This is a genomic window from Rhizobium sp. 01L410 (assembly GCF_056400165.1).
Genome location: NZ_JBFTST010000003.1, coordinates 184,420 through 210,194 on the forward strand (window position 1 = coordinate 184,420; position 25,775 = coordinate 210,194).

At 60.6% G+C, this 25,775-nt stretch carries 30 protein-coding genes; 24 read left to right on the plus strand and 6 right to left on the minus strand.

Annotated features, from left to right (window positions below; genetic code table 11):
* Nucleotides 1-3: 3 nt before the first annotated feature.
* Nucleotides 4-432: a YcbK family protein gene (locus AC1DV9_RS08110; RefSeq protein ID WP_112385254.1), complete on the minus strand. Its 429-nt coding sequence runs from the start codon at nt 430-432 to the stop codon at nt 4-6.
* A 332-nt stretch (nt 433-764) separates the two neighbouring features.
* On the opposite strand from AC1DV9_RS08110, the gene AC1DV9_RS08115 reads away from it, so the two are divergent.
* The 17 genes from AC1DV9_RS08115 (at nt 765) to trmB (ending at nt 15,780) form a co-directional block, all read left to right on the plus strand.
* Nucleotides 765-1,166, plus strand: a complete 402-nt coding sequence (locus AC1DV9_RS08115; protein ID WP_477947148.1) for a VOC family protein — start codon at nt 765-767, stop codon at nt 1,164-1,166.
* Between the two features lie 91 nt (nt 1,167-1,257).
* Nucleotides 1,258-2,322: a tryptophan--tRNA ligase gene (gene trpS, locus AC1DV9_RS08120; RefSeq protein ID WP_477947149.1), complete on the plus strand. Its 1,065-nt coding sequence runs from the start codon at nt 1,258-1,260 to the stop codon at nt 2,320-2,322.
* A gap of 120 nt (nt 2,323-2,442) precedes the next feature.
* Nucleotides 2,443-3,402 (plus strand): hypothetical protein, encoded by a 960-nt coding sequence (locus tag AC1DV9_RS08125; protein ID WP_477947150.1) that lies wholly within the window; start codon nt 2,443-2,445, stop codon nt 3,400-3,402.
* Nucleotides 3,403-3,485: 83 nt separating this feature from the next.
* On the plus strand, nt 3,486-3,977 hold the full coding sequence (locus AC1DV9_RS08130; protein ID WP_112385250.1) for a universal stress protein: 492 nt from the start codon (nt 3,486-3,488) through the stop codon (nt 3,975-3,977).
* A gap of 113 nt (nt 3,978-4,090) precedes the next feature.
* Nucleotides 4,091-4,657, plus strand: coding sequence for a NifU family protein (locus tag AC1DV9_RS08135; RefSeq protein WP_112385392.1), 567 nt, complete (start codon nt 4,091-4,093; stop codon nt 4,655-4,657).
* Nucleotides 4,658-4,756: 99 nt separating this feature from the next.
* Nucleotides 4,757-5,416 carry a tRNA (adenosine(37)-N6)-threonylcarbamoyltransferase complex dimerization subunit type 1 TsaB gene (gene tsaB / locus AC1DV9_RS08140; protein ID WP_477947151.1) on the plus strand — a complete coding sequence of 220 codons (660 nt, stop codon included), beginning with the start codon at nt 4,757-4,759 and terminating at the stop codon, nt 5,414-5,416.
* Between the two features lie 2 nt (nt 5,417-5,418).
* Nucleotides 5,419-5,913 carry a GNAT family N-acetyltransferase gene (locus AC1DV9_RS08145; protein WP_112385391.1) on the plus strand — a complete coding sequence of 165 codons (495 nt, stop codon included), beginning with the start codon at nt 5,419-5,421 and terminating at the stop codon, nt 5,911-5,913.
* Between the two features lie 38 nt (nt 5,914-5,951).
* Nucleotides 5,952-6,380, plus strand: a complete 429-nt coding sequence (locus AC1DV9_RS08150; RefSeq protein WP_112385248.1) for a Fur family transcriptional regulator — start codon at nt 5,952-5,954, stop codon at nt 6,378-6,380.
* Nucleotides 6,381-6,410: 30 nt separating this feature from the next.
* Nucleotides 6,411-7,208: a lyso-ornithine lipid O-acyltransferase gene (gene olsA / locus AC1DV9_RS08155; RefSeq protein WP_477947511.1), complete on the plus strand. Its 798-nt coding sequence runs from the start codon at nt 6,411-6,413 to the stop codon at nt 7,206-7,208.
* A gap of 49 nt (nt 7,209-7,257) precedes the next feature.
* On the plus strand, nt 7,258-8,670 hold the full coding sequence (miaB, locus tag AC1DV9_RS08160) for a tRNA (N6-isopentenyl adenosine(37)-C2)-methylthiotransferase MiaB (protein WP_477947152.1): 1,413 nt from the start codon (nt 7,258-7,260) through the stop codon (nt 8,668-8,670).
* A 24-nt stretch (nt 8,671-8,694) separates the two neighbouring features.
* Nucleotides 8,695-9,741: a PhoH family protein gene (locus AC1DV9_RS08165; protein ID WP_112385245.1), complete on the plus strand. Its 1,047-nt coding sequence runs from the start codon at nt 8,695-8,697 to the stop codon at nt 9,739-9,741.
* Nucleotides 9,742-9,746: 5 nt separating this feature from the next.
* Nucleotides 9,747-10,262 carry an rRNA maturation RNase YbeY gene (ybeY, locus tag AC1DV9_RS08170; RefSeq protein ID WP_477947153.1) on the plus strand — a complete coding sequence of 172 codons (516 nt, stop codon included), beginning with the start codon at nt 9,747-9,749 and terminating at the stop codon, nt 10,260-10,262.
* On the plus strand, nt 10,259-11,395 hold the full coding sequence (locus tag AC1DV9_RS08175; RefSeq protein WP_477947154.1) for a hemolysin family protein: 1,137 nt from the start codon (nt 10,259-10,261) through the stop codon (nt 11,393-11,395). Before ybeY ends, AC1DV9_RS08175 begins: the two co-directional genes overlap by 4 nt.
* 80 nt (nt 11,396-11,475) lie before the next feature.
* On the plus strand, nt 11,476-13,077 hold the full coding sequence (gene lnt, locus AC1DV9_RS08180) for an apolipoprotein N-acyltransferase (protein WP_477947156.1): 1,602 nt from the start codon (nt 11,476-11,478) through the stop codon (nt 13,075-13,077).
* A gap of 150 nt (nt 13,078-13,227) precedes the next feature.
* Complete coding sequence (locus tag AC1DV9_RS08185; protein WP_112385241.1) at nt 13,228-13,647, plus strand: helix-turn-helix domain-containing protein; 420 nt, start codon at nt 13,228-13,230, stop codon at nt 13,645-13,647.
* 181 nt (nt 13,648-13,828) lie between these two features.
* Nucleotides 13,829-15,082 (plus strand): methionine adenosyltransferase, encoded by a 1,254-nt coding sequence (gene metK / locus AC1DV9_RS08190; RefSeq protein WP_112514110.1) that lies wholly within the window; start codon nt 13,829-13,831, stop codon nt 15,080-15,082.
* Nucleotides 15,079-15,780, plus strand: coding sequence for a tRNA (guanine(46)-N(7))-methyltransferase TrmB (gene trmB / locus AC1DV9_RS08195; RefSeq protein WP_477947158.1), 702 nt, complete (start codon nt 15,079-15,081; stop codon nt 15,778-15,780). The genes metK and trmB overlap by 4 nt, the downstream gene beginning before the upstream one ends.
* Before the next feature lie 9 nt (nt 15,781-15,789).
* On the opposite strand, the gene AC1DV9_RS08200 is transcribed toward trmB, so the two are convergent.
* Complete coding sequence (locus AC1DV9_RS08200) at nt 15,790-16,047, minus strand: BQ00720 family protein (protein ID WP_112385238.1); 258 nt, start codon at nt 16,045-16,047, stop codon at nt 15,790-15,792.
* Between the two features lie 49 nt (nt 16,048-16,096).
* Complete coding sequence (locus tag AC1DV9_RS08205) at nt 16,097-16,522, minus strand: Hsp20 family protein (RefSeq protein WP_477947160.1); 426 nt, start codon at nt 16,520-16,522, stop codon at nt 16,097-16,099.
* 272 nt (nt 16,523-16,794) lie between these two features.
* Here AC1DV9_RS08205 and AC1DV9_RS08210 point away from each other — a divergent pair, with 272 nt between their 5' ends.
* Nucleotides 16,795-17,739 carry a nucleoside hydrolase gene (locus AC1DV9_RS08210; RefSeq protein ID WP_477947161.1) on the plus strand — a complete coding sequence of 315 codons (945 nt, stop codon included), beginning with the start codon at nt 16,795-16,797 and terminating at the stop codon, nt 17,737-17,739.
* 50 nt (nt 17,740-17,789) lie between these two features.
* Here AC1DV9_RS08210 and grpE read toward each other — a convergent pair whose 3' ends face one another.
* Together grpE and hrcA are read right to left on the minus strand one after the other, a co-directional pair.
* A complete protein-coding gene (gene grpE, locus AC1DV9_RS08215) occupies nt 17,790-18,422 on the minus strand; it encodes a nucleotide exchange factor GrpE (protein ID WP_112514113.1) in 633 nt (210 codons plus the stop codon).
* A gap of 102 nt (nt 18,423-18,524) precedes the next feature.
* On the minus strand, nt 18,525-19,613 hold the full coding sequence (gene hrcA / locus AC1DV9_RS08220; RefSeq protein WP_477947163.1) for a heat-inducible transcriptional repressor HrcA: 1,089 nt from the start codon (nt 19,611-19,613) through the stop codon (nt 18,525-18,527).
* 183 nt (nt 19,614-19,796) lie between these two features.
* Here hrcA and rph point away from each other — a divergent pair, with 183 nt between their 5' ends.
* Genes rph through hemW form a run of 4 tightly spaced genes read left to right on the plus strand, consistent with a single transcriptional unit; the run spans nt 19,797 to nt 22,794 of the window.
* Nucleotides 19,797-20,516 carry a ribonuclease PH gene (gene rph, locus AC1DV9_RS08225; RefSeq protein WP_310293323.1) on the plus strand — a complete coding sequence of 240 codons (720 nt, stop codon included), beginning with the start codon at nt 19,797-19,799 and terminating at the stop codon, nt 20,514-20,516.
* Entirely contained in the window at nt 20,513-20,929 is a 417-nt protein-coding gene (locus AC1DV9_RS08230) for a VOC family protein (protein ID WP_477947165.1), read from the plus strand. The genes rph and AC1DV9_RS08230 overlap by 4 nt, the downstream gene beginning before the upstream one ends.
* Nucleotides 20,930-20,937: 8 nt before the next feature.
* Entirely contained in the window at nt 20,938-21,582 is a 645-nt protein-coding gene (gene rdgB / locus AC1DV9_RS08235) for an RdgB/HAM1 family non-canonical purine NTP pyrophosphatase (RefSeq protein ID WP_477947167.1), read from the plus strand.
* A gap of 9 nt (nt 21,583-21,591) precedes the next feature.
* Nucleotides 21,592-22,794 carry a radical SAM family heme chaperone HemW gene (gene hemW, locus AC1DV9_RS08240; protein ID WP_477947169.1) on the plus strand — a complete coding sequence of 401 codons (1,203 nt, stop codon included), beginning with the start codon at nt 21,592-21,594 and terminating at the stop codon, nt 22,792-22,794.
* Between the two features lie 3 nt (nt 22,795-22,797).
* Here hemW and AC1DV9_RS08245 read toward each other — a convergent pair whose 3' ends face one another.
* The gene (locus tag AC1DV9_RS08245) at nt 22,798-23,718 is read right to left on the minus strand and encodes a DMT family transporter (protein ID WP_477947171.1); all 921 of its coding nucleotides are present in this window, start codon (nt 23,716-23,718) and stop codon (nt 22,798-22,800) included.
* 207 nt (nt 23,719-23,925) lie between these two features.
* On the opposite strand from AC1DV9_RS08245, the gene gcvA reads away from it, so the two are divergent.
* Both gcvA and fhuF read left to right on the plus strand, forming a co-directional pair.
* The gene (gene gcvA, locus AC1DV9_RS08250; protein ID WP_477947173.1) at nt 23,926-24,810 is read left to right on the plus strand and encodes a transcriptional regulator GcvA; all 885 of its coding nucleotides are present in this window, start codon (nt 23,926-23,928) and stop codon (nt 24,808-24,810) included.
* A 177-nt stretch (nt 24,811-24,987) separates the two neighbouring features.
* Nucleotides 24,988-25,752 carry a siderophore-iron reductase FhuF gene (gene fhuF / locus AC1DV9_RS08255; protein WP_477947175.1) on the plus strand — a complete coding sequence of 255 codons (765 nt, stop codon included), beginning with the start codon at nt 24,988-24,990 and terminating at the stop codon, nt 25,750-25,752.
* Nucleotides 25,753-25,775 lie beyond the last annotated feature (23 nt).

A 25,775-nucleotide genomic window follows, 5' to 3' on the forward strand; every position in this document is an offset into this window, starting at 1 on the left:
GGCTCAACAGTAGGTCCATCGCCGCTTCGGCCCGGTATCGACATGGACGATGCCGTTGCAGTAGCGGCCGATACCACCGATGCCCGGTGCACTCTGAGCGGCGGCAATAACCACCCGCTCAGAAACGCCGGGCACCCGGATATCGGCGGCGTTGCAATGCCGGTGCTGGGAGTGTGACCGGCCGGAATGCGGCCGGAAACCCGATGTCACCATCGGGCGCCTGCCGGTCTTGGCGGCGATATGGGCAAGAATTCCTCTCAGGCGCGGCGGAAAGCAGCCGACGCGGACGCTGACGGTCTGCACCGTGTAGGCAGATGTGGCGGCATTCTTGAGCAGCCTGACGGATGGCTTCTTGGCGGTCTGGGCATTGGCATTCAAGCAACAAGACACGGCGAAAAGACTGGCGAGCGCCAGGGATAGAATGGTGTGCATCGACGTCCCTCCGGAAAGGGCCGGGCTGAAAGGGCAGCGCCCGGCCGGATGGCGCCAGGAACGTTGGTTTCAATTGTGACCATTTTGTGAAATTTTCTACCAATTGAAAATGTGAAAATACCTCATTTATAGGATATTCACATTTTCAACATAGCTATAAATGAGTATAAAATACTCCTGGCACCCAAAACGGAATCAAGGCTTTGCCCGTTGCGCGCATAGCCCATCCGAAATCGCTTTCTGCACGCAAAAAATGCGGCTCGGCGGCTGAAAAAAGTTTAAGAAGGGAGCCTTCATCCCGTTGAAATGCCTTGAATCAGGAGCCCGGACCCATGCAGTCGCTGTTTCTCGTCACGCTTGTTGTCGATGACTATGATCGCGCAAAGGCTTTCTATTGTGGTTCGCTCGGCTTCAACTGCCTGCAGGATGAGGCGATGCCGGACGGCAAGCGCTGGGTCGTGGTGAAGCCGCGCGGCGGCGAAGGTGCGGCCTTCCTTCTTGCGCAGGCCGCGGACGAGCAGCAGAAGACCGCGATTGGCAATCAGACCGGGGGGCGCGTTGGCTTCTTCCTGAAGACCGACGATTTCGCGCGCGACCATGCTGCGATGAGTGCCGCCGGCGTTTACTTTCTGGAGGAACCCCGGCACGAGATCTATGGCACCGTCGCCGTGTTTTCGGATCCCTACGGCAACACCTTCGACCTCATCCAACACGCCGCACCAGCAGGCTCTTGATTGCCGCGTTTGACGCGTGCATAAGCGCGCCCGTTAGCAACATGGGCCTATGGCCCTGGGGCCCTCCACCAGCCTAATCGAGGACATCATCATGGGCGAATTCAAGAAGCTCGTATTCTCCGGCGTTCAGCCGACCGGCAATCTCCATCTCGGCAATTATCTCGGCGCGATCCGCAAGTTCGTGGCGCTGCAGGACGGCAATGACTGCATCTACTGCGTCGTCGACCTGCATTCGATCACCGCGCAGCTGGTCCACGAGGATCTTCGCGGTCAGATCCGTTCGATCGCTGCGGCCTTTATCGCCGCCGGCATCGATCCGGAAAAGCATATCGTCTTCAATCAGTCCGCCGTGCCGCAACATGCCGAGCTTGCCTGGGTCTTCAATTGCGTTGCCCGTATTGGCTGGATGAACCGCATGACGCAGTTCAAGGACAAGGCCGGCAAGGACCGCGAGAATGCCTCGCTCGGTCTGCTCGCCTATCCGAGCCTGATGGCTGCCGACATTCTCGTCTATCGCGGCACCCATGTGCCTGTTGGCGACGACCAGAAGCAGCACCTGGAGCTGGCGCGCGACATCGCCATGAAGTTCAATCTTGACTATCAGGATCACATTCGCCGGGCCGGTCACGGCACCGATATCGTGGTCGGCAACGAGCCTGTTCACGCCTATTTCCCGATGGTCGAGCCGCTGATCGATGGTCCGGCGCCGCGGGTCATGTCGCTGCGCGACGGCACGAAGAAGATGTCGAAATCTGATCCGTCCGACCTGTCGCGCATCAACCTGATGGACGACGAAGAGGCGATCTCCAAGAAGATCCGCAAGGCAAAGACCGATCCCGATGGCTTGCCGAGCGAAATCGAGGGCCTGAAGGGCCGCCCGGAAGCCGACAATCTTGTCGGCATCTATGCAGCACTCGCCGACAAGACGAAGGCGGAAGTTCTCGCCGAATTCGGCGGTCAGCAGTTCTCGGTCTTCAAGCCGGCCCTTATCGATCTGTCGGTGCAGGTTCTTGCGCCGATCACCGGCGAGATGCGCCGGTTGATGGACGACACGACCCATATCGACACGATCCTGCGCAACGGCGGCGAGCGCGCCCGCGCCCGCGCCGAAGCCACGATGAAGGACGTCCGCGACATCATCGGATTTCTTTACTAGGCAAACATTGTTTGAGCCGGGCGTTGTCAGCCCGGCTCAAGCTTTGCCTGCCATGGATTTCCAGCATTGTCCGGACAGTCCGGACGATCATCCAACGCTGACGCGCTGCAAGGAACATCCATGACCCCGTCTGCCTCCACTCCAGGTGCGGCGCATTTGCCGGACGTCGAACTGCTGAAGGCTAAGGTCGCAGGGAACGGATGCCTCGTATACCAGCCCTACCTGAACGATCAGCAGCTCGCTTCGCTGGATCCGCAGGCTGTGCCACTCGACATATCGTTCAATACTGAGGCCGCGACGCGCGAATACGAGCTGTTCCGGACGCTCTACGATCACCATAGAGCCATCGGGTTCGACCCTTCCGCCTTCTGGGGTCTTGTTTCCAGCAAGTTCGCGTTGAAGGCTGCCACGCCATTTTCCCATTTCGTATCTCAGGCGAGCGAAGCGCAACGCGACGGTTTCGACTGCTATGCCTACAATCCGATGCTGGCCAACGCCGCGATCTTTCTCAGTGCCTGGGATCAGGGTATCGCGACCGGTCATGTCGGCATGGACAAGATCTTCGACTACCTTGCCGCGACCGGCTACCCTGTGGGCGAGCCGCAAGGCCCGGATACATTCTTCTTCTGCAATTATTTCGTGGCAAACGACCGCTTCTGGAGAGGCTACTTCTCCTATTGCGAGGCTATCCTCTACGCTCTCGAGCAAGAGGCCGCCGCAGGCAGGCAGGCAGGCCTAGCCTATATCGGCCACGGCAATTATGCGCGCGACAAGAACACGAGCATGCGGCCGTTTGTCATCGAGCGCCTTCTCGGCCTCTACATCGCCTCCGCGCGCACCAGCGGACTTAAGGTCGCCGGTTTCGTTCCCCAGGCCGAAGACTTCGCCCGCAAATTCGGCGACCGCATGGGCAGCGCTTTGTTCGATCTCTGGTCAAAAAAGAACGATGGCATTGCAGGTGAAGGCGCTTCACGTTTCGAGACGTGGAAGGAGGCCCGCTTTGCGATCGCATCGCAGCCAATCCTCGCTTTGCATGCAGACGATCCGCCCGCCTGGCTTCCCAGGATCACCAAGCTCTAGGTGCCGAGCGAACCCGTCCGGAAGGGCTTGCGCTCGTACGAGGGGCTTGCAAATTTTCGGGTTAGGGTGTCAGAGTCCGCGCCATGGTATCAAAGCGACTCTCCCGTCTTGAAGGTCATCGCCGCAAGTTCATGGCGGTCATCGACGGTACACCCGAATGCCAGCGCGCCGTTCACTATGCCGGCCGGCGCGCCAAGAATTCCAACGGCGGCCTCGTCCTCGTCTACGTGATTCCGGAAGGCGATTTTCAGCAGTGGCTGGGCGTCGAGGAGATCATGCGTGCGGAAGCGCGCGAGGAGGCGGAAGCCGTCGTTGCCAAGTCGGCGCAGGTCGTGCGCGAGACGATCGGTATCGAACCGGAAATCGTCATTCGCGAAGGCAGCGCCGCCGAGCAGATCAATCTGGCGATCGAAGAAGACCGGGATATTGCTATCCTGGTGCTCGCGGCAAGTTCGGCGAAAGAGGGACCGGGCCCCTTGGTCTCGTCGGTTGCCGGCAAGGGTGCGGCTTTTCCGATCCCCGTCACCGTGCTTCCCGATACGCTGACGAACGAAGAGTTGGACGCGCTTGCCTGAGAAGGGCAATTCTGGAGTCATTATCTCTTGAATGGCGCGGCCAAACAGCCTATTTTCTTTTGAAGAATTCTAAAGACGGCCCCGAGCGACGGCTTGGCCGCATGGAGAGCGAAATGTTCATTCAGACCGAAGCCACCCCGAACCCCGCCACGCAGAAGTTCCTGCCGGGCAAGGTGGTGATGGAGAACGGCACGGCCGAATTCCGCAGCGCGGACGAAGCACAGGCCTCGCCGCTGGCTGCGCGCCTGTTCGAAATCCCGGGCGTGACAGGTGTCTATTTCGGCTATGATTTCATTTCCGTCTCCAAGGACAATGCCGAATGGCAGCACCTGAAGCCGGCGATCCTCGGCTCGATCATGGAACATTTCATGTCGGGCAAGCCTGTCATGGGCGATGCATCGATCCTTTCCGAGGATGCGGATGCAGGCGACGAGTTTTTCGATGCAGGCGACGAGTCGATCGTCCTCACCATCAAGGAACTGCTGGACACACGTGTGCGTCCGGCTGTGGCCCAGGACGGTGGCGACATCACCTTCCGCGGCTTCAAGGACGGCAAGGTCTATCTCAACATGAAGGGCTCCTGCGCCGGTTGCCCCTCCTCTACCGCAACGCTGAAGCATGGCGTTCAGAACCTGCTTCGCCACTTCGTTCCCGAAGTGCAGGAAGTCGTCGCGGCCTAAACAGCAGTATTTGCGCATCAATTCACCCGGCCGGGCTATTGCAGCACGGCCGGATGAATTTATTGTGCGCGCGGAAGAATTTATTCGGAAATTGATGGCATGATAATTCTGGCGCTCGACACGGCAGGTGTGGATTGCGCTGCCGCTGTTTTTGACAGCGGTAGTGAGACGGTGCTTGGGGAGGCATCGGAGATGATTGGCAAGGGGCATGCAGAGCATCTGATGGGCATCGTCGACCGCGCATTGTCGCAGGCCGGCAAGAAGCTCGCGATGGTCGAACGCATCGCCGTGACGATCGGCCCCGGCTCCTTTACAGGCATTCGAGTGGGCGTGGCCGCAGCCCGCGGTTTTGCTCTTGCACTCGGTATCCCAACCGTCGGCGTCACGACGCTGGAAACCATGGCAGCCGCACAACGGCTGAAGACGCCTGGCCGCGCGGTTCTCGCCGCCATGGATGCCAAGCGCGACGAAATCTATCTCCAGAGCTTTTCGGCCGAAGGCGAGCCTCTCGATGATCCGCGCGCCTTGCCGGTCGGGGAAGCCATCGCTTTCGCATCGTCTTTCGACGGCGAAATCACCGGCTCGGCCGCGCCGCTGCTGCGGCCCGAACTGACTGGCGACTATGTCAACGCATTTCCCATTTCCATCGTGGCGCGCCTCGGTGCTGCCGCTGATCCGTCTTCCCGAAAGCCGAAGCCCCTTTATCTGCGTGGACCCGACGCCAAGCCACAGGCGGGGTTTGCGATTGCGCGAGTATAACGATGCTGGAAGCCTATCTGTCGCTTAAGCCGGAATTCGAGATTGTCGCGATGGACAGCGACGACTGCCATGGGGTTGCGGTGCTCCACGGCGAACGATTTGCCCGCCCCTGGGGCGACGGCGAGTTTCACAGCCTGCTCAGCCAGGACAATGTCTTCGGTTTCGTCGCGCGCCAGACCAACGCTTTCCTCAAGAAGCCTCTGCCCGGTTTCGTTCTTGCCCGGCAGGTGGCAGGCGAGGCGGAAATCCTGACGGTCGCGGTGCAGACGAAGGCCGCGCGCTCTGGCCTCGGCTGGCGGCTGATGCAGGCGGCGATGCGTGAAGCGCATGCGCGGGGTGGCGAAAGCCTGTTCCTGGAAGTTGATGCGGGCAACGTGCCGGCACTCGGTCTTTACCGCAAGCTTGGCTTCGAGCAGGTTGGCGAACGCCGGGGCTATTACAAGGACGACAAGGGTGCGGTTTCCACGGCGCTTGTCATGAAGCGCGTTCTTCGCTAGTTCCCTCTTGGAACTGGAATCTCTTGTGAAGGCCGCCAATGACCGACGTAGCCAAGACCCTTGAGGAGCTTTGCGCCGAACGCGGCATGCGGATGACCGAGCAGCGTCGCGTGATTGCACGCATTCTCGAGGAATCGGAAGACCATCCCGATGTCGAGGAACTCTATCGCCGCTCCGTGAAGGTCGATGCGAAAATCTCGATCTCGACCGTCTACCGCACCGTCAAACTGTTCGAAGATGCAGGCATCATCGCCCGCCACGATTTTCGCGACGGCCGCTCGCGCTACGAGACGGTACCGGAAGAGCATCACGATCACCTGATCGACCTGAAGAATGGCGTCGTCATTGAGTTCCGCTCGCCGGAGATCGAGGCGCTGCAGGAACGCATCGCCCGCGAGCATGGCTTCAAGCTCGTCGATCACAGGCTGGAACTCTACGGCATACCGCTGAAGAAAGACGAACGCTGATCCTATGACCGCAGCCGCAGGGAGTGCCCGCTGATGGTCTGGCTGCGCATTGTCTATGCCGCAATCGTCGTGGCGCTGGCGAGCCTGCTGCTGATGCCGTTCCAGCTGCTCGCGCTCTACTTTGACTGGAAGCTGCGCCGCACCCTTCCCCGCGTCTGGCACAGGTTTGCCTGCCATGCGCTCGGCATCCGGGTCCACGTTCACGGCAGCCTGGAACGGCGCCGGCCGCTGATGCTCTGCGCCAACCATGCATCCTGGATGGATATCATGGTGATGTCGTCAGTCGCCGACGTTGCCTTCATCGCCAAATCCGAGGTGCGCAGCTGGCCGGTCTTCGGGCAGCTTTCCCGGCTGCAGAAGAGCGTCTTCATCGTCCGCGAGGAAAAGCGCAACACCGGCAACCAGGCCAACGAGATTGCCGGACGCATGGCCGATGGCGAGATCGTCGTGCTGTTTCCCGAGGGCACGACATCCGATGGCAACCGCCTGCTGGAAGTGAAATCGTCGCTGTTTGGCGCGGCCGCCATGGCGGTTCCGCATTCGCCCAACGGTTCGGTCTTCGTTCAGCCTGTAGCAATCGCCTATACCAAGGCGCACGGCGTCGCACTCGGCCGCTATCATCGGCCGCTCGCTGGTTGGCCCGGCGACGTGGAGCTGATGCCGCATTTCATGGACGTCGTGAAAAACGGCGCCATCGATGTCGAGGTTCGCTTCGGCGAACCCGTCGACTACCGCGCAGATTCGAACCGCAAGGACGTAAGTTCGACCATCGCGCGGCGCATCCGCGCCATGCTGAACAGCAGCCTGCGCGGACGCGAGATCAGCTGACGCAAGATTTCGATTTTCTAGCGGGCAAAAAACCACTAAATAGCCCGCCATGACCCAAGACAGCGCCCTTCTTCAGGCCCCGGAACTCCCGAGCGAGAGCCTCCGTGATGGCAGCAACAGCCGCAAGGTCTTCATCAAGACCTACGGCTGTCAGATGAACGTCTATGACTCGACGCGGATGAGCGACGCCCTGGCGCGCGACGGCTACGAGCCGACCGAAGATATGGAGGAGGCCGACCTCGTCCTGCTCAACACCTGTCATATCCGCGAGAAGGCGGCGGAGAAGGTTTATTCCGCCCTCGGCCGCCTGCGCGAAATGAAGAAGAAGAAGGCTGCCAAGGGCAAAGAGATGATGATCGGCGTTGCCGGTTGCGTTGCCCAGGCCGAAGGCGAGGAAATTCTGCGGCGGGCGCCCGCCGTCGATGTCGTTATCGGCCCGCAGACCTATCACCGCCTGCCGGAAGCGCTGCGCAAGGCCAAGGAAGGCCAGCGGATCGTTGATACCGAATATGCGCTCGAGGACAAATTCGAGCATCTGCCGATTGCCGAGGCGAAGAAGATTCGCTCACGTGGCGTCACGGCTTTCCTGACCGTGCAGGAAGGCTGCGACAAGTTCTGTACGTTCTGTGTCGTGCCCTATACGCGCGGCTCGGAAGTGTCGCGCCCGGTTTCGCAGATCGTCGATGAAGCAAGACAGCTTGTGGCAGCCGGCGTGCGCGAAATCACGCTGCTCGGCCAGAACGTCAATGCCTGGCATGGTACCGGTGCGAACGGCGAAGAGTGGACGCTCGGCGACCTGCTCTACCGGCTTGCTGAAATTCCCGGCCTCGCGCGGCTGCGCTACACCACCAGCCATCCACGCGACATGGACGACCGGCTGATCGCCGCGCATCGCGACCTCAGGGCGCTGATGCCCTATCTGCATCTGCCGGTGCAGGCGGGATCGGACCGTATTCTGAAGGCGATGAACCGCCGTCATACCGCTGCCGAATATCTGGCGCTGATCGAGCGCATCCGCGCCGCCCGCCCCGACATAGCCCTATCGGGCGATTTCATCGTCGGCTTCCCGGGGGAGACAGATCGCGATTTTGAGGATACACTCAAGCTCGTGGAGGACGTGCGTTACGCGCAGGCTTTCTCCTTCAAATATTCGACACGGCCGGGCACGCCCGGCGCGGACTTGAAGGATCAAGTGCCCGAAGAGGTCAAGGCAGAAAGGCTCGAACGCCTGCAGGCGCTTCTCCTGAAGCAGCAGCAGGAATTTGCCGAATCCTGCATCGGGAAAACGATCGATCTGTTGCTGGAAAAGCCCGGTCGCATGGAAGGACAGCTTATTGGGCGTTCTCCCTGGCTTCAGTCAGTGAATGTTGATGCAAAGGCATCGCAAATCGGTGACATTATTAAAGTGCGAATCACCGGAACTGGAACGAACAGCCTGTTTGCCGAATTTGCAGAGGGCTGAGGTTCAACAAAGGAGCTCGACCGCTTGAACGGACAAGAATTGGTTTCTTCTTCACCGCGCCACCCACGCATTGCGAGCGACGCCAATCACTTTGTCCTGACGTTCGAGAACAACCGGTTCGCCAGCGAACTTTTTGGTCAGTTCGATCAGAACCTGAAGCTCCTCGAAGAGCGGCTCCACATCGATGCGCGCGCCCGCGGTAATTCCGTCGTCATCACCGGCGACGTGGTAACCACCAATCAGGCGCGGCGTACGCTCGATTATCTCTATGAAAAACTTCAGAAAGGCGGCAGCGTGGAACGATCCGACGTCGAGGGTGCCATTCGCATGGCCGTTGCGGCCGACGACCAATTGAGCCTGCCGACGATGGAGAAGAAAGCCAAATTGACCATGGCTCAGATTTCAACGCGCAAGAAGACCATCATTGCCCGGACGCCGACGCAGGACGCCTATATGCGGGCGCTGGAGCGCAACGAGCTGGTCTTCGGCGTCGGCCCTGCCGGTACCGGCAAGACCTACCTCGCCGTTGCCCAGGCCGCCCAGCTGCTGGAGCGCGGTGCAGTCGAGAAGATCATCCTGACCCGTCCGGCCGTCGAAGCCGGCGAGCGCCTCGGCTTCCTGCCCGGCGATCTGAAGGAAAAGGTCGATCCCTATCTCCGCCCGCTTTACGATGCGCTCTACGACATGATCCCGGGCGACAAGGTCGAACGCGCGATTACGGCGGGCGTGATCGAAATCGCACCGCTCGCCTTCATGCGCGGACGGACACTTTCGAACGCGGCAATCATCCTTGACGAAGCGCAGAACACGACATCGATGCAGATGAAGATGTTCCTGACTCGTCTCGGCGAGAATTCGCGAATGATGATCACCGGCGACCCGAGCCAGATCGACTTGCCGCGCGGCGTGAAATCCGGCCTTGTCGAAGCCCTTCACCTGCTCACCGAAGTCGAGGGCATCTCGATCGTCCGCTTCAAGGATGCCGATGTCGTTCGTCATCCGCTTGTCGGCCGCATCGTCAGGGCTTATGACGCCACCTACACAGCGCGCGAAGAAGACGCGATCAAATAGGACTTATGGCCTTACTCGACATTCAGATCAGCGTGGAAGAAGGCGGCTGGCCTTCCGAGGACGAGTTGCAGCCTTTGACGGACCGCGTGCTGGAAAAGGCTGCGGACTATCTCAAGGCCAACGCCAAGCAGAAGTTTCCCAAGATGGCCACCGAGGTTTCGCTGGTCTTCACCGACGACGAGTCGATCCGGGCGATCAATGCCGAATGGCGCCAGAAGGACAAGGCGACCAACGTCCTGTCCTTCCCTGCCTACCCGATCACGCCGGGCAAGATTCCGGGGCCGATGCTCGGCGACATCATCATCGCCAGGGAGACCGTGGCGCGCGAGGCGGAAGAGCTTGAGAAGCCTTTCGAAGACCATCTGACCCATTTGATGGTGCATGGTTTCTTGCATCTGTTCGGCTACGACCATATGAATGATGCAGAAGCCGAAATTATGGAGGGGTTGGAGACTCGTATTTTGGCAGATCTCGGCCTATCTGACCCCTACGAAGGTCAAGACCTTAAATTGGAACCATGAGCGACTTTTCAGCAAAGACCACGGCAGACAGCAAGGATGCCGATCAATCTTCCTCCTCCGACGAGGGTGGAAGTAGTAGAAACGCCGGGCGATCTTTTTGGGCACGCGCAGCCCGCATCCTCCGGCCACAGCAAGGCTCGCGCCTGCGCGAGGACCTCGCCGACGCGCTGATGACCAGCGATACCGGCGATGACGCCTTTTCGCCCGACGAGCGGGCGATGCTGCACAATATCCTGCGCTTCCGCGAAGTTCGTGTTGCCGACGTGATGGTGCCGCGCGCCGATATCGAGGCCGTTGATCAGACGATCACCATCGGCGAGCTGATGATCCTGTTCGAAGAGTCCGGCCGCTCGCGCATGCCTGTCTACGCAGACACGCTCGATGATCCTCGCGGCATGGTGCATATCCGCGACCTTCTCTCCTATGTCGCCAAGCAGGCGCGCAACAAGCGCCGGACCGGCATCAAGGCAAAAGCCGCCGAACCGGTCGTCGAGATCGCGCCCGAAAACCTCCAGAAGGTCAGCCGCTCATCCAAGCCGAATTTCGATCTGGCACGGGTCGATCTGCAGAAGACGCTGGCCGAGGCAGGCATCATCCGCAAGATCCTGTTCGTCCCACCGTCGATGCTGGCGTCGGACCTTTTGCGCCGCATGCAGGTCAACCGCACGCAGATGGCGCTCGTGATCGACGAGTATGGCGGAACGGACGGCCTGGCATCGCATGAAGACATTGTTGAAATGGTTGTCGGCGATATCGACGACGAGCATGACGATGACGAGGTGATGTTCAAGCGCGTCTCCGAGGACATGTTCGTTGCCGATGCCCGCGTCGAGCTGGAAGAGATCGCCGCGGCGATCGGCCCGGATTTCGACATTGCAGAGCAGGTGGACGAAGTGGATACGCTGGGTGGCCTGATCTTCTCCGCACTCGGCCGCATCCCGGTCCGCGGCGAAGTGGTTCAGGCGCTGCCGGATTTCGAATTCCACATCCTCGATGCCGATCCGCGGCGCATCAAGCGCGTCCGCATCACCCGCAAGCGCCAGGCGATCCGCCGTCGCGTGAGAGACGGAGACGGCGCAGGCGGCTCCGAACAGGGCGACGACAGACCCGCAGAATCCCCTGCGGCAAACTGAGCGCCCGTAAGGCACGACAAACAGCTGCTTTTTTGAAAGACTGCGAGCCGGGTTGATTCGCGGCTTGATGGGGACTGTGCATGGAGCGGCTTGCGGATAGGGTTATCCTGCTCTGGGGTTTCAAACGGGCGTTGCTGGCAATCCTTGCGGGCGCCATCGGCGTCATCGCCCTGCCCCCAATCGGCTTCTTTGCGGCGATGTTCATCTCCTTCACGCTGCTCGTGTGGCTGATCGATGGCGCGGCCGCCTCGCCGGAGGCCAGCTTCATCGGCCGGCTCTGGCCGGCCTTCGTCACCGGCTGGCTTTTCGGCTTCGGCTATTTCGTCGCGGGGCTCTGGTGGCTCGGGCATGCGCTGCTGATCGATTCCGATGCCTTCGCCTGGGCGCTGCCGCTTGCCATTCTCGGGCTGCCCGCCGTGCTGGCGATCTTCTACGGCCTGGCCGCTGCCGCTGCCCGGATCTTCTGGTCTGAGGGTTTCGGCCGTATCGCAGCGCTGGCGGCGAGCTTCGGTCTGTTCGAATGGCTTCGCAGCGTCGCGTTCACCGGCTTTCCGTGGAATGCCATCGGTTACGGCATGATGCCGGTGCCGCTGATGATGCAATCGGCCCAGGTGCTTGGTGTCATGGGCGTCACGGCGCTTTCCGTCTTCGTCTTTGCAGCACCGGCGCTGCTTGGCACCCGCCAGGGCGCCAGGACGGGTGTCTTTGCCGCTGCCCTGCTGTTTGCCGCGCATATCGGTTACGGCGGCTACATCCTCTACTATCTACCGAGGCCAACGCCGGCGTCTGGGGCCACGCTGCCTGTCGTCCGCCTGGTGCAACCGATGATCGACCAGGCGGCCAAGCTCGACAGCGATGCCGATCGCTCGGCGATTTTCGAACAGCATCTGAAGCTCTCCGCTGAAGCCCCGAAGAATGGCGCCAAGAAGCCCGATATCATCGTCTGGCCGGAAACCTCTATCCCTTTCATCCTGACCGACAACCAGGATGCCTTGACGAGGATCGCCGATACGCTTGACGACAATCAGATCCTGATTGCGGGCGCTGTCCGTGTCGAGGAGACCGGTCCCGGGAATGCGCCGCGCTATTATAACTCGATCTATGTCATCGATGGACGCGGCCAGATCATCGCGGCATCTGACAAGGTTCATCTGGTGCCCTTCGGCGAATATGTGCCGTTCGAGAACATTCTGGATAATTTCGGCATTCAGAATATCGTCGAGATGCCGGGAGGCTTTACCGCAGCCGCAAGCCGCGAAATGCTGAACCTGCCGGGTGGCCTCGCACTATATCCGCTGATCTGTTATGAAATCATCTTTCCCGGCGAAATGGCCGGGATCAATCAGGCAAACGCCATTCTCAATATTACTAATGATGCATGGTTTGGGTCTACGCCCGGGCCTTATCAGCACTTTCAGCAGGCGCGAATCCGCGCAGTTGAGACAGGATTACCGCTGATTCGCGACGCCAATAGCGGCATTTCAGCGCTGGTGAATTCACGCGGAGAGATTATTGCCGGGCTTGGGCTCAATGAGAGCGGTTTCATAGACGCAACTCTTGATGGCGAACAGGTCGATTCCACAGCGCGCTATCCACATCAAGCCTACTTTTGGTTGACTGAAACGTTGCTGTTTATGATTGCGCTGATTTCTCGCATGGGTTTTATTTTCAAGCAGAATTGACCAAAAACCCCTAAAATTGCATAGTAGTTCAGATCGGCGTTGTTAACGTATGCTTGAGAGTGGGTTAATGCCTCTTGCAACGTGGCGTTACGGATGGGTTCAGGGGATGCCGGTTTCACTCGTTGAAATATCTTTTGTTAGGGCACAACCATGATTGAGAACAAGAAGAAGCCGAACCCGATCGACATCCATGTTGGCAGTCGCATTCGTCTTCGCCGTACTATGCTTGGCATGAGCCAGGAAAAACTTGGCGAAAGCCTGGGCATTACATTCCAGCAGATTCAGAAGTACGAAAAGGGCACGAACCGCGTCGGCGCCAGCCGCCTGCAGAATATTTCGAGCATCCTGAACGTTCCTGTTTCCTTTTTCTTCGAAGACGCGCCAGGCGAGCATGGCGGCGGAATGAGCGGTCTGGCGGAAGCTTCCAGTTCGAACTACGTCGTCGACTTCCTTTCGTCGTCGGAGGGCCTCCAGCTCAACCGCGCATTCGTCAAGATTTCCGATCCTAAGGTTCGCCGGAAGGTCGTCGAACTGGTGAAGGCGCTAGCTGCAGAAGCGGACGCCGACTAAGCGATCCCCAAAGCTGGCAAATTAGAAAAGGCGGTCGAAAGGCCGCCTTTTTTACGTTTTTAAGGCAAAATTTGTCATTTCACCGCAGATATAAAGATATATTTATGTCCTTCTGCGCTTGTTTTTCGAGCCTGAACTGAGTACCAATTCGTCGAACTTATTCTTTGAGGGGAATCCCGGAATGCGCGCTAATTACCTCTTCACCAGTGAGTCTGTTGCCGAAGGTCACCCGGACAAGGTGTGTGACCGTATCTCCGACGAAATCGTGGATCTGGTTTACCGCGAAGCGGCGAAAACCGGCGTAAACCCATGGGGCGTGCGCATTGCCTGCGAGACCCTGGCAACCACAAACCGCGTCATCATCGCCGGTGAGGTTCGCCTGCCGCCGAGCCTGATGAAGAAGGACAAGGACGGCAAGGACGTCATCAACCCGTCGAAGTTCAAGGCTGCTGCCCGCCGCGCCATCAAGGACATCGGCTACGAGCAGGACGGCTTCCACTGGAAGACCGCAAAGATCGACGTTCTCCTGCACTCGCAGTCCGCCGACATCGCCCAGGGCGTTGACAGCGCGGCTGATCAGCAGGGCGACGAAGGTGCCGGCGACCAGGGCATCATGTTCGGTTACGCCTGCAAGGAAACCCCGGATCTCATGCCGGCGCCAATCTACTATTCGCACAAGATCCTGCAGCTGCTGGCCACTGCCCGCAAGAAGGGCGACGGCGAAGTTGCCAAGCTCGGCCCCGATGCCAAGAGCCAGGTGACCGTGCGCTACGTCAACGGCAAGCCGTCGGAAGTCGCATCGATCGTTCTCTCCACCCAGCATCTCGACGAGAGCTGGGATTCGAAGAAGGTTCGTGCCGTCGTCGAGCCCTACATCCGCGAAGCTCTCGGCGAGTTGCCGATCGCCAGCGATTGCAAGTGGTACATCAACCCCACCGGCAAGTTCGTCATCGGCGGTCCGGATGGTGACGCCGGCCTCACCGGCCGCAAGATCATCGTCGATACCTACGGCGGCGCAGCCCCGCATGGCGGCGGCGCATTCTCCGGCAAGGACACGACGAAGGTCGACCGTTCGGCCGCCTACGCCGCCCGCTACCTCGCCAAGAACGTCGTTGCCGCCGGTCTCGCAGACAGCTGCACGATCCAGCTTTCCTACGCCATCGGCGTTGCCCAGCCGCTGTCGATCTATGTCGACCTGCACCAGACCGGCAAGGGCGTAACGGAAGACCAGGTCGAAGCGGCGATCCGCAAGAACATGGACCTGTCGCCGACGGGTATCCGCCGTCACCTCGACCTCAACAAGCCGATCTATGCCAAGACCTCCGCTTACGGCCATTTCGGCCGCAAGGCTGGCCGTGACGGCTCGTTCTCCTGGGAGCGCACCGATCTGGTGAAGGGCCTGAAGGAAGCGATCAAGGTCAAGGCTGCAGCATGACGGATATGGAACGCCGCGAGCGCGCGACCGAAGCCTTCTTCGGCCGTCGCAAAGGAAAGGCCCTCCGCGGACAACAGGCGGAAAAGCTGAGTACCCTGCTCCCGGCTTTCCTCATCGATCTTTCAGCGGCTCATCCCGAGCCGCTGAAAAGCCTCTTTCCGGTGCCAGTGGAGAAACTCCGCCTGGAAATCGGCTTCGGCGGCGGCGAGCATCTGATCCACCGCGCGACCGAAATACCCTCGACCGGCTTTATCGGCGTCGAACCCTTCATCAATTCTATGCAGAAGCTGCTTTCCAGTGTGGAGGCGAAGGGCGCCAGGAACGTCCGCGTCTATAACGACGATGCGACGCAGCTGCTCGACTGGCTGCCCGATGGCTGCCTTGACCAGATCGATCTGCTCTATCCCGATCCCTGGCCCAAGCGGAAGCATTGGAAACGCCGCTTCGTCTCGCAGACGAACCTCGCGCGGTTCCATCGCGTGCTGAAGCCCGGCGGACTGTTCTGCTTCGCTTCGGATATCGATACTTATGTGAACTGGACGCTGCTGAAATGCCGCGACCACGGCGGCTTCGACTGGCTGGCAAGCAATGCCACCGACTGGCTGACGCCCTATGAGGGCTGGCCAAGCACCCGCTACGAAGCCAAGGCGCGGCGTGAAGGCCGCTCTTCCGCCTATCTGACTTTCAAGAAAATATAAGCCTGCAGATTAGTGCAGGCTTACCGTCTTCAGTTCGTCTTCAGCAGCCTTGAAAAAGGTGCTGGAGCGGTTGTCGGTCAAGAGGATCGGCGTGCCGTCCGCGCCGAACAGGGCCCATAGATCGACGCCAGGGTCGATATCGGGCGCTTCGGGGAAGCACTTCGATACTTCTTCGTTACGCATTTTGCGGACGTAGGCGACCTCTCCATTGCCGATACCGGCAAGTTCGGATTTGGTCAGGTGAGAATTCGCTTCTTTCATCAACATTCCTGTACCTCCAAGAGAAGGGACTAACGGCTCAACTCGAACCGTTGTCCTACTGTGGGACCGAAATGTTAATTTTCTTGACCATGCGGGCAGGCTCCGGCCGAATAAGATCGACTGAAAGCAAACCGTTTTTTAGCCCTGCGCCAAGCACTTGCATGCCATCGGCAAGCACGAAAGTACGTTGAAACTGGCGGGCTGCAATACCGCGGTAGAGATACTCGCGCTCGGCCTGCTCGACCTGCCGGCCGCGGATCAAAAGCTGGTTTTCTTCCGTCGTCACATCGAGCTCATCCTCGCCGAAACCGGCAACGGCAAGCGTGATTCGAAGACGCTCGGGCTGATCATGACCGGCGGCGATGCGCTCGATATTATAGGGGGGATAGCCATCGCTTGCCTTGGAAATACGCTCCAGCGTCTTTTCCATGGCGTCGAAGCCCAGAAGCAGCGGGCTGGCGAAGGGAGTGATACGGCTCATGTTTCAAGTCCTTGATGCAAGCGACCTTTCCGGACCTAAACTAGCATCCGGCTGTTGCTAATATGGGAATTGGCGGGCAGCCGCGCAAGGTTTTGCGGACCTCGCGACAGGACTGGGAAATTTTAGGGTAAACGGTGCCTTCGTCCTTGCTTGACAAAGCGCATGCGGGCTCGCATCAAATCGTCACCCGTAAGGGCTGCGCCGATTTGCGACGCAATCATAAACAAATGGTGCCTGCCAGAACGACGTGCACCTGAGGAGGGACGACGTATATGGCAAACCCCAGAAAGATCATCATCGATACCGATCCGGGCCAGGACGATGCTGCAGCGATCATGCTCGCCTTCGGCAGCCCCGAAGAGCTCGAAATTCTCGGCATCACCACGGTCGCCGGCAACGTGCCGCTATCTTACACCAGCCGCAATGCGCGCATCATCTGCGAGCTCTGCCAGCGCACCGACATCAAGGTCTTTGCCGGCGCCGACAAGCCGACCGCCCGTAAACTCGTCACCGCCGAACATGTCCACGGCAAGACCGGCCTCGACGGCCCGACGCTGCCCGAGCCGACCATGCCGCTGCAGGCACAGCATTCCGTCGATTTCATCATCGAGACGCTGCGCCGAGAGCCTGAAGGCAGCGTGACGCTCTGCACGCTCGGCCCTCTCACCAATATCGGCCTCGCCTTCCAGAAGGCGCCTGACATCGTTGCGCGCGTCCGCGAGCTTGTCATGATGGGCGGAGGCTTCTTCGAGGGTGGCAACATCACGCCGGCCGCCGAATTCAACATTTATGTCGATCCCGAAGCGGCCGACATCGTGTTCCGCTCCGGCGTGCCCGTGGTGATGATGCCGCTCGACGTGACGCACCAGCTTTTGACCCGCAAGGACCGCGTCAAGCGCATGGCCGACCTCGGCACCGCGCCGGCGCAGGCGATGGTCGAGATGCTGGAGTTCTTCGAGCGCTTCGATATCGAGAAATACGGTTCCGACGGCGGCCCGTTGCACGACCCGACCGTTGTTGCCTACCTCCTGAAGCCAGAGCTCTTCAAGGGCCGGGAATGCAATGTCGAGATCGAGGTTAAGTCGGAACTGACCGTCGGCATGACGGTCGTCGACTGGTGGCATGTGACCGACCGCAAACGCAATGCCAAGGTGATGCGCTTTGTCGATGCCGATGGTTTCTTCGATCTGCTGATCGAGCGTTTCGCCCGCATCTGAAGGCGCTGCCAGCACAAAAGAAAAGGGCCGCTTTTGCGGCCCTTTTTTCGTCATGCGTCCTTCTGATCCAGATAGGAATTGGCAGCCTCTGCCTCGGGCTTCGGGCCGCCCTTGGCCACGCCGACCATGGCCGGGCGCAGAACGCGCTCGCCGATGGTGAAGCCGGCCTGCACCACCTGGACGACAGTGTTGTTCGGAACTTCCGTGTTCGGCACTTCGAACATCGCCTGATGGAAGTTCGGGTCGAACTTCTGGCCGACAGGATCGAGCTGGCGAACGCCATGGCGCTCGAGCGTCGAGAGCATGGAGCGCTCGGTCATCTCGACACCTTCGATCAGGGTCGTCAGGCCAGCCTCGCCCGCAGCCTTGGCTTCGGCCGGAATGGCATCGAGCGCGCGGCGCAGGTTGTCGGATACGGCAAGCATGTCACGCGCGAAACCGGCAACGGAATAGGACTTCGCGTCCTTCACTTCACGCTCGGTGCGGCGGCGCAGGTTGTCCATCTCTGCGGCGAGGCGCAGATAGCGGTCGCGCAGCTCGGCATTTTCTGCCTTCACGAGTTCCAACGGATCCGGCTGGGACAATGCCTCAGCGGCCGCTTCATTCTCGACGTTTGCGGCTGCGTCCGCAGCAGCGTCAGCCGCAACAGCCTCAGGTCCGTTTTTCGTCGTTTCGTCAGTCATGACGGTCTCCGGGTAAAGGGTTCTTTCGGGATGCGCCCGATATCGAGCTTTGACCGCAAAAAATCAAGTCTGCGTGACAAAGAACCGGAAATTCCGGCTTTTTCAGAGCGACCCGCGCGACAGGCGGGAAATCAGCTGGGCGGTATAATCGACCATCGGCACGATACGGGAGTAATTCAGCCGGGTCGGACCGATGACGCCGACGGCACCGACGATCCGGTCGTCGTCGTCGCGATAGGGCGCGACGATCAGCGAAGAGCCGGATAGCGAGAAGAGCTTGTTTTCGGAACCGATGAAAATGCGGACGCCCGGACCGCTTTCCGCGAGGTTCAGCAGCTCGATCAGGCTGTCCTTCTTCTCCAGGTCATCGAACAGCATGCGCAGGCGGTCGAGATCGCCGGCGCTGTCGAGACCCTGGAGCAGGTTGGCACGGCCGCGGATGATCAATTGCGCCGGTTTGCCTTCATCCGGGCTGCCGGACCAGACGGCAATGCCGCGCTCCACGAGGTCACGCGACAAGGCATCGAGCTCGTGGCGCACATCCGTTTTCAGCCGGTCGAGCTGCTTGCGCAATTCCGGCAACGTCTGACCGGTCATGTGGGCGTTGAGAAAGTTGGCGGCCTCAGTCAGCTGCGACGACGTCACGCCCGCCGGAAGCTCGATGATCCGGTTTTCGACCTGATCATGTTCGCCGACGAGAACCGCGAGTGCCTTCGTCGGTTCCAGCCGGATGAACTCGACATGTTTCAGCACCGGATCGTTTTTCGATGTGATCACCAGGCCGGCGCCGCGGGAGATCCCCGACAGCATCCGGCTTGCCTCGTTCATCATCGATTCCACCGGATTGTCGCGGCTTTCTGCGCGCACCTGCCGGTCGATACTGGCGCGCTCTTCGGCCGAGAGATCGCCGACCTGCATGAAAGCATCCACGAAGAACCGGAGCCCGACCTGGGTCGGCAGACGCCCTGCGCTGATATGCGGCGAATAGATGAGCCCCAGCTCTTCCAGATCGCTCATCACATTGCGCACCGAGGCCGGGGACAGGGACATCGGAAGAATACGGGAAAGATTGCGCGAGCCGAGCGGCTCACCGTTTTCCAGATAGCCTTCGACGATACGGCGGAAGATTTCCTTCGAGCGTTCATCCAGCGCAGCAACGGCATCCGAAACCGACGTAGATCTGAAGCCCATGAATTCTGAAACACCCACGCTGATGACAATCTGCAAAATATAATCAATCTCACCCGCGTGGCAAAAGGGAATTTGCAAATGACCGCAGCCAATCGTAGAAGCGGGGCAGCATCACGAAACAACGCATGATCATGCCGTGCCGCCACCCGCGGCCTAACGGCCTCATGCATCAGGAGACAGAGAATGCGGCCGTCAGGCAGAAAAACCGACCAGATGCGCAAGGTCAGCTTCGAGCGCAACTTTTCCAAGCATGCCGAAGGCTCCTGTCTCGTGAAATTCGGCGATACGCATGTGCTGTGCACGGCAAGCCTTGAAGAAAAGACGCCGCCGTGGCTGCGCAACACCGGCAAGGGCTGGGTCACATCCGAATACGGTATGCTGCCGCGCGCCACGGGCGAGCGCATGAAGCGTGAAGCGGCGACCGGCAAGCAGGGCGGCCGCACGCAGGAAATCCAGCGCCTGATCGGCCGCTCGCTGCGCGCCGTCGTCGATCTCACCGCGCTCGGCGAGCGCCAGATCACCATCGACTGCGACGTCATCCAGGCCGACGGCGGCACGCGCACGGCCTCGATCACCGGTGGCTGGATCGCGCTTTACGACTGCCTGAAGTGGATGGAAAGCCGCAACATGATCAAGGTCGATCGTGTTCTCAAGGATCACGTCGCGGCCATCTCCTGCGGTATCTTCGCCAGCCAGCCGGTCATCGACCTCGACTATATCGAGGATTCCTCAGCCGAGACCGATGCGAACTTCGTCATGACCGGTGCCGGAGGTATCGTCGAAATTCAGGGCACGGCCGAGGGCACGCCGTTCAGCGAAGCCGAATTCGCATCGCTGATGGGCCTCGCAAAGAACGGCATCGCCGAACTTGTGGAACTGCAGAAGCAGGCCATCGCCGGGTGAACGACATGCTGGAGGGCATGCTGGAAACGGCGCTTTACGCGAAGGAGCTGGACAGAGCCGAAGCCTTCTATGAAGGCGTTCTCGGTCTTTCCAAGATCACGCGGGCTGCTAACCGGCATGTCTTCTTTCGGTGCGGTCCTGGGGTGTTGCTGATCTTCAACCCGGACGAGACGGTGAAGCCACCGGCGCCGGGCGCGCTTCAGGTTCCGCCGCATGGCACCAAGGGAGCGGGCCACGCCTGCTTCCGCGTTTCGGCCGGAAATATCGATGCGATGGCCGCCAGGCTGACGGAGGCCGGCATCGCCATCGAATCCGAAGTTCACTGGCCGAATGGCGGCCGCTCGATCTACTTTCGCGATCCGGAAGGCAACAGCCTGGAATGCGCCGAAGCCCGTATCTGGGGTATCGAATAGGAAACAGAATGCGCAAGCTCGACACCAAGACCATCATCGTCGCCAGCCACAATGCCGGCAAGATCCGCGAAATCCAGGACCTGATCGGCCCGCTGGGCTTCACAGCCAAATCAGCGGCCGAGCTCAATTTCGTCGAGCCTGACGAGACCGGCACGACCTTCGAAGAGAACGCGAAAATCAAGGCACTCGCCTCGGCCAACGCTGCCAACATGCCGGCGCTGTCTGATGATTCCGGTCTGGTTATCGATGCGCTCGGCGGCGATCCCGGCGTCTATACGGCCAATTGGGCCGAGACCGCCGATGGCACCCGCGATTTCGCGATGGCGATGCAGAAGGTCGAGACGGCGCTCGAGACAGCCGGTGCGGCAAAGCCCGAGCAGCGCACAGCCCGCTTCGTCAGCGTTCTCTGCCTTGCATGGCCGGACGGACATACAGAGCTTTTCCGCGGCGAGGTCGAAGGCACCGTCGTCTGGCCGCCGCGCGGCACGCAGGGTTTCGGCTACGATCCGGTGTTCCAGCCGCAGGGCTATGACACCACCTTCGGCGAGATGAGCGCCGAACAAAAGCATGGCTGGAAGCCTGGGGATGAGCAGGCGCTGTCGCATCGTGCGCGCGCCTTCAAAATCTTTGTCGAAACCTGCCTGGAAGCGTAAGGTCGGCTCGTGGACGATCTGAACAACCTGACTTCGCTGCGTGATGCCAAGCTTCTGCCGGATACCGGGGAGCCCGGTTTCGGCGTCTACGTGCACTGGCCCTTCTGCGCCGCGAAATGCCCCTATTGCGATTTCAACAGCCATGTGCGCCACCAGCCCGTCGATCAGGAGCGCTATGTTGCCGCCTTCCTGAAGGAGATGGCCGCGATCCGCCAGTTGAGCGGACCGAAGACGGTGACCAGCATCTTCCTCGGCGGCGGCACACCCTCGCTGATGAAGCCGGAGACGGTGGACGCGGTGCTGAACGGCATTGCCCGGGAATGGCACGTGCCTTCGGGCATCGAGATCACCATCGAGGCCAATCCTTCGAGCGTCGAGGCAGAGCGGTTCCGCGGCTATCGCGTTGCCGGCGTCAATCGCGTCTCGCTCGGCGTTCAGGCGCTGAACGATCGCGACCTGAAATTCCTTGGCCGCCTGCACAATGTCGAGGACGCGCTGAAGGCGATCAAGCTGGCGCGCGATATCTTCCCGCGCATGTCGTTCGACCTCATCTACGCCCGGCCCAACCAGACGGTGAACGAATGGGAACGCGAGCTCAAGGAGGCCATCTCCTATGCCGTCGATCACCTGTCGCTCTATCAGCTGACGATCGAGGAAGGCACGCCTTTCTACGGCCTGCACAAGGCCGGCAAGCTCATCGTGCCTGACGGCGAGCAATCGGCCGTGCTCTACGAGGCAACGCAGGAGATTACCGAGCGCGAAGGCATGCCTGCTTACGAGGTGTCCAATCACGCCCGCCCCGGCGCCGAGAGCCGCCATAACCTGACCTATTGGCGCTATGGCGACTACGCGGGTATCGGCCCAGGCGCCCATGGCCGCCTGACCCGCGGCTCGGAGAAGCTCGCCACGGCAACCGAGCGCAAGCCGGAATCCTGGCTGGAGATGGTCGAGCGTGACGGACACGGCGTTCTTGAAGAGGAACGGCTCGGCTACGAAGAGCAATCGGATGAATTGCTGCTGATGGGCCTGCGGCTGAAGGAAGGCGTCGATCTCGCCCGCTGGCAGCAACTCTCGGGACGCGATCCGGATCCGGCGCGCGAGGAGTTCCTGCTGGAACACGGCTTCATCGAGCGGCTCGGCAATTCGCGGCTTCGCTGCACGCCGTCGGGGATGCTGATCCTCGATTCCGTCGTCGCCGATCTCGCCTGCTAATCATCAGGCCGCGCGCTTGCGGCCGAGCGCCAGCAACCGGCCGTCGATCGCCGCGAGACCGATGGCAATCATCGCCATGCCGATCAGATGCTTTGTCTGCAGCTGTTCTCCCAGTATCAGCGCGCCGAGCAGGATGGCGCTGACCGGGATCAGGAAGGTGACAAGCATCAGATTGGTCGCACCGGCCGTCGCCAGGATCCGGAAGAACAGAATGTAGGCGATCGCCGTCGAGAGGATGGCGAGGCCGAACAGCGCCACCCAGGTTTCCACACCAGGCATTGCCAGCGTCCACGGACGGTCGGCGATCAGGGCAATCGGGATCATCAGCACGGTGGAGGCCGTGACCTGGCCGGCAGCCGGCAACAGCGGCGGCATGCCCATGGCGCGGAAGCGGCGTCCCCAGATCCCGGCGAAGGAATAGGAAATCGCCGCACCGAGGACGGCGAGCTGCGCCAGCACGTTCGAGCCGAGATCATGCAGTGCATCGAAGCCGATCATATAGGCGACACCGGCAAAGCCGACGACGACACCGATCAGCCGGTTGGCCGTCATCTTCTCGTCCGCCGTCAGGAAATGGGCAACGACGACGGCGAAGAGCGGCGTCGTGGCATTGAGGATCGAGGCGAGCCCGCTGGCGATATGCGTCTGGCCCCAGACGATCAGGCAGAAGGGGATCATGTTGTTCAACACGCCCATACCGAAGAAGGCGATCCAGCTCTTGCCGTCGCGCGGCATGGCATGGCCCATCATCCGCACAATCAGATTAAGCGCGATGGCGGCCAGCAGCACGCGGCCGGTGACGATGGTGAAAGGCGGCAACGCCTTGACCAGGATGCCGTTGAACAGGAACGAGCCGCCCCAGAGCAGGGAGAGAACCAGCATCATGCCCCATTCGGCCAAGCCCATCTGCTTCTGCATCGTCATCCTCCATCGCATGCAAGCGTCATAGAGCGGCGAGGCGGTAGCGGCCACCCGATTCCTGCAGACGTAGCATGCAGCTACATTCGATTTATTCTCGTCCGAGATCGGCAGGCAATGTGCATTGCAGATCTATTTGATGCTGATATTATTTCGATAAACGGATCGCCGCAAACGAGTCTTTTTCGCCTTACACTTTAGCTGAGCTAAATCATGAGCGACTATCTACCCTCGCTATCGGCCTTGCGGGCCTTCGAAGCCGCAGCCCGCCACCTCAGCATGACGCTGGCAGCCCGGGAGCTGAACGTGACGCCCGGCGCCGTCAGTCTGCAGATCCGCGATCTGGAAGCCGCCCTTGGCGTGCAGCTATTCGACCGCAAGCCGCGCGCTCTGGCGCTGACCGTCGAGGGCGCCGACTACTTCACCACGCTGAGGGCGGCATTCCGGCTGGTGCGCGAAGCGACGGCGGCGATCACCGCCCGGGCGCGCGGCGCAATCCTCAACGTCACCTGTACCGCCGGTTTTGCCACCTACTGGCTGGTGCCCCGGCTTGGCCGTTTCGAAACACTGCACCCGGAGATCGATGTGCGGATCAGCGCCTCACACCGCGTCCTCGATTTCCAGCGCGACGGGATCGATCTGGCGATCCGTCATGGGCTCGGTGGCTATGAGGGGCTGGTCAGCGAACGGCTTGTCGATGACGAGCTCGTGCCGGTCTGCATCCCGAAGCTTGCCGGAGAGCTCGGTGATCGCCCCGCCCCCGCGGCGCTGGCGCCCTTCACGCTGATCCACGACGTCTACCGCCATGACTGGCAGCTCTGGCTGGAGGCCGCAGGCGCGGCCGGCGTCGACGCGTCCCGCGGGCCGATCTTCATGCATGGCAATGGCGCCTATGAGGCGATGAAGGCCGGTCTTGGCTTCGCGCTGATGCGACGCTCCTTCGTCGACACAGAGCTCAAGGAAGGCGCCGTCATCGCACCCTTCCCGATCGGCGTCGCCAGCCGCCTTGCCTTCCACCTCGTCTATCCGGGTGCCGCCTTGGAGCGCCCGGCCGTGGCCGCGTTCCGCCGTTGGCTACTCTCGGAGGCGCAGAGTTAGGCACGTCCATAAATCAAAGGTGAATTATTTAGTCACCTTTATCTTCCTTTTCGCTGATAGTGCAGCTATCAACCAATGACTGCCTGCATTGAAGCCGAACGGTGCCATGAAGATCCGTTGTTCTGCCATTCCATCTGTATGGCGCGCTGAGGCGCGCTCCTGCCGCGTGGTCAGCGCATGGCGGTGATTGCAGCAACAGAGGCCCTGAGAGGCACCTACCGCCCGTCAGAACGGCTTGCGTCACTGTTTACCGGCGAGCATGCGTGGTGTGCCGAAAAGCTCATGCTGTCGGCGAACCTGGAAGGCGCGATGTCTCTCAACAGCTTCTTCACCGGCGGAGCGTTGGAACAAGCAATCGACCGCTACGCCGCCATCTCGGGCGGAACCGACCGCCGTGCTGCCGTGTCGATGTGGACGCTCTACTACTTTGCCGGTCTGACGATCGCCTATCTGATTGCGAGGCGCGCCGGAGGCCGGCGGCTGCCGGTTGCTTTCGATGAGATGACCATTGCACTCAACGAGGACGGATTGCCGCGCGCCTTCGGCGTGCCGCATAGCGGTTGGGATGATGGCGCTGCCCGCGGCTCTTTCGAGGCTATCGATCCGCTTCTTGAAACCCATCTCTTCAAGGCCGTAGGCCAGTTGGTGAAGCACGGCATTTCCGCCAAGCTCTGCTGGAACAATGCGGCCGTCTATATCGACTATGCGCTGCGGCTGACCGCAGACAAGGACGACCCCGACCTTGCCCAGGTCGACCTGCCGGTTTTCGTGCGCGGCTGCCTGCCCGATGGCGGCGTCAATCCGCTCTCCGGCTGTATCCGGCACGTGGAGGAGAACGGCGAATGCGTGGCGCGCCGAAAGGTCTGCTGCCTTCGCTATATGCTGCCCGGCATACCGAGCTGCGGCAAGCTCTGTGCGCTGCCTGAAAGACGCAACCAGTAGCTCAAATACGATCTCCGCCTGCG

Bases quoted from the DNA above. Each gene is read 5' to 3' on its own strand.
- AC1DV9_RS08110 (WP_112385254.1), bottom strand. From the start codon at position 432: ATGCACACCATTCTATCCCTGGCGCTCGCCAGTCTTTTCGCCGTGTCT.
- AC1DV9_RS08115 (WP_477947148.1), top strand. From the start codon at position 765: ATGCAGTCGCTGTTTCTCGTCACGCTTGTTGTCGATGACTATGATCGC.
- trpS (WP_477947149.1), top strand. From the start codon at position 1,258: ATGGGCGAATTCAAGAAGCTCGTATTCTCCGGCGTTCAGCCGACCGGC.
- AC1DV9_RS08125 (WP_477947150.1), top strand. From the start codon at position 2,443: ATGACCCCGTCTGCCTCCACTCCAGGTGCGGCGCATTTGCCGGACGTC.
- AC1DV9_RS08130 (WP_112385250.1), top strand. From the start codon at position 3,486: ATGGTATCAAAGCGACTCTCCCGTCTTGAAGGTCATCGCCGCAAGTTC.
- AC1DV9_RS08135 (WP_112385392.1), top strand. From the start codon at position 4,091: ATGTTCATTCAGACCGAAGCCACCCCGAACCCCGCCACGCAGAAGTTC.
- tsaB (WP_477947151.1), top strand. From the start codon at position 4,757: ATGATAATTCTGGCGCTCGACACGGCAGGTGTGGATTGCGCTGCCGCT.
- AC1DV9_RS08145 (WP_112385391.1), top strand. From the start codon at position 5,419: ATGCTGGAAGCCTATCTGTCGCTTAAGCCGGAATTCGAGATTGTCGCG.
- AC1DV9_RS08150 (WP_112385248.1), top strand. From the start codon at position 5,952: ATGACCGACGTAGCCAAGACCCTTGAGGAGCTTTGCGCCGAACGCGGC.
- miaB (WP_477947152.1), top strand. From the start codon at position 7,258: ATGACCCAAGACAGCGCCCTTCTTCAGGCCCCGGAACTCCCGAGCGAG.
- ybeY (WP_477947153.1), top strand. From the start codon at position 9,747: ATGGCCTTACTCGACATTCAGATCAGCGTGGAAGAAGGCGGCTGGCCT.
- AC1DV9_RS08175 (WP_477947154.1), top strand. From the start codon at position 10,259: ATGAGCGACTTTTCAGCAAAGACCACGGCAGACAGCAAGGATGCCGAT.
- lnt (WP_477947156.1), top strand. From the start codon at position 11,476: ATGGAGCGGCTTGCGGATAGGGTTATCCTGCTCTGGGGTTTCAAACGG.
- AC1DV9_RS08185 (WP_112385241.1), top strand. From the start codon at position 13,228: ATGATTGAGAACAAGAAGAAGCCGAACCCGATCGACATCCATGTTGGC.
- metK (WP_112514110.1), top strand. From the start codon at position 13,829: ATGCGCGCTAATTACCTCTTCACCAGTGAGTCTGTTGCCGAAGGTCAC.
- trmB (WP_477947158.1), top strand. From the start codon at position 15,079: ATGACGGATATGGAACGCCGCGAGCGCGCGACCGAAGCCTTCTTCGGC.
- AC1DV9_RS08200 (WP_112385238.1), bottom strand. From the start codon at position 16,047: ATGTTGATGAAAGAAGCGAATTCTCACCTGACCAAATCCGAACTTGCC.
- AC1DV9_RS08205 (WP_477947160.1), bottom strand. From the start codon at position 16,522: ATGAGCCGTATCACTCCCTTCGCCAGCCCGCTGCTTCTGGGCTTCGAC.
- AC1DV9_RS08210 (WP_477947161.1), top strand. From the start codon at position 16,795: ATGGCAAACCCCAGAAAGATCATCATCGATACCGATCCGGGCCAGGAC.
- grpE (WP_112514113.1), bottom strand. From the start codon at position 18,422: ATGACTGACGAAACGACGAAAAACGGACCTGAGGCTGTTGCGGCTGAC.
- hrcA (WP_477947163.1), bottom strand. From the start codon at position 19,613: ATGGGCTTCAGATCTACGTCGGTTTCGGATGCCGTTGCTGCGCTGGAT.
- rph (WP_310293323.1), top strand. From the start codon at position 19,797: ATGCGGCCGTCAGGCAGAAAAACCGACCAGATGCGCAAGGTCAGCTTC.
- rdgB (WP_477947167.1), top strand. From the start codon at position 20,938: ATGCGCAAGCTCGACACCAAGACCATCATCGTCGCCAGCCACAATGCC.
- AC1DV9_RS08245 (WP_477947171.1), bottom strand. From the start codon at position 23,718: ATGACGATGCAGAAGCAGATGGGCTTGGCCGAATGGGGCATGATGCTG.
- gcvA (WP_477947173.1), top strand. From the start codon at position 23,926: ATGAGCGACTATCTACCCTCGCTATCGGCCTTGCGGGCCTTCGAAGCC.
- fhuF (WP_477947175.1), top strand. From the start codon at position 24,988: ATGGCGGTGATTGCAGCAACAGAGGCCCTGAGAGGCACCTACCGCCCG.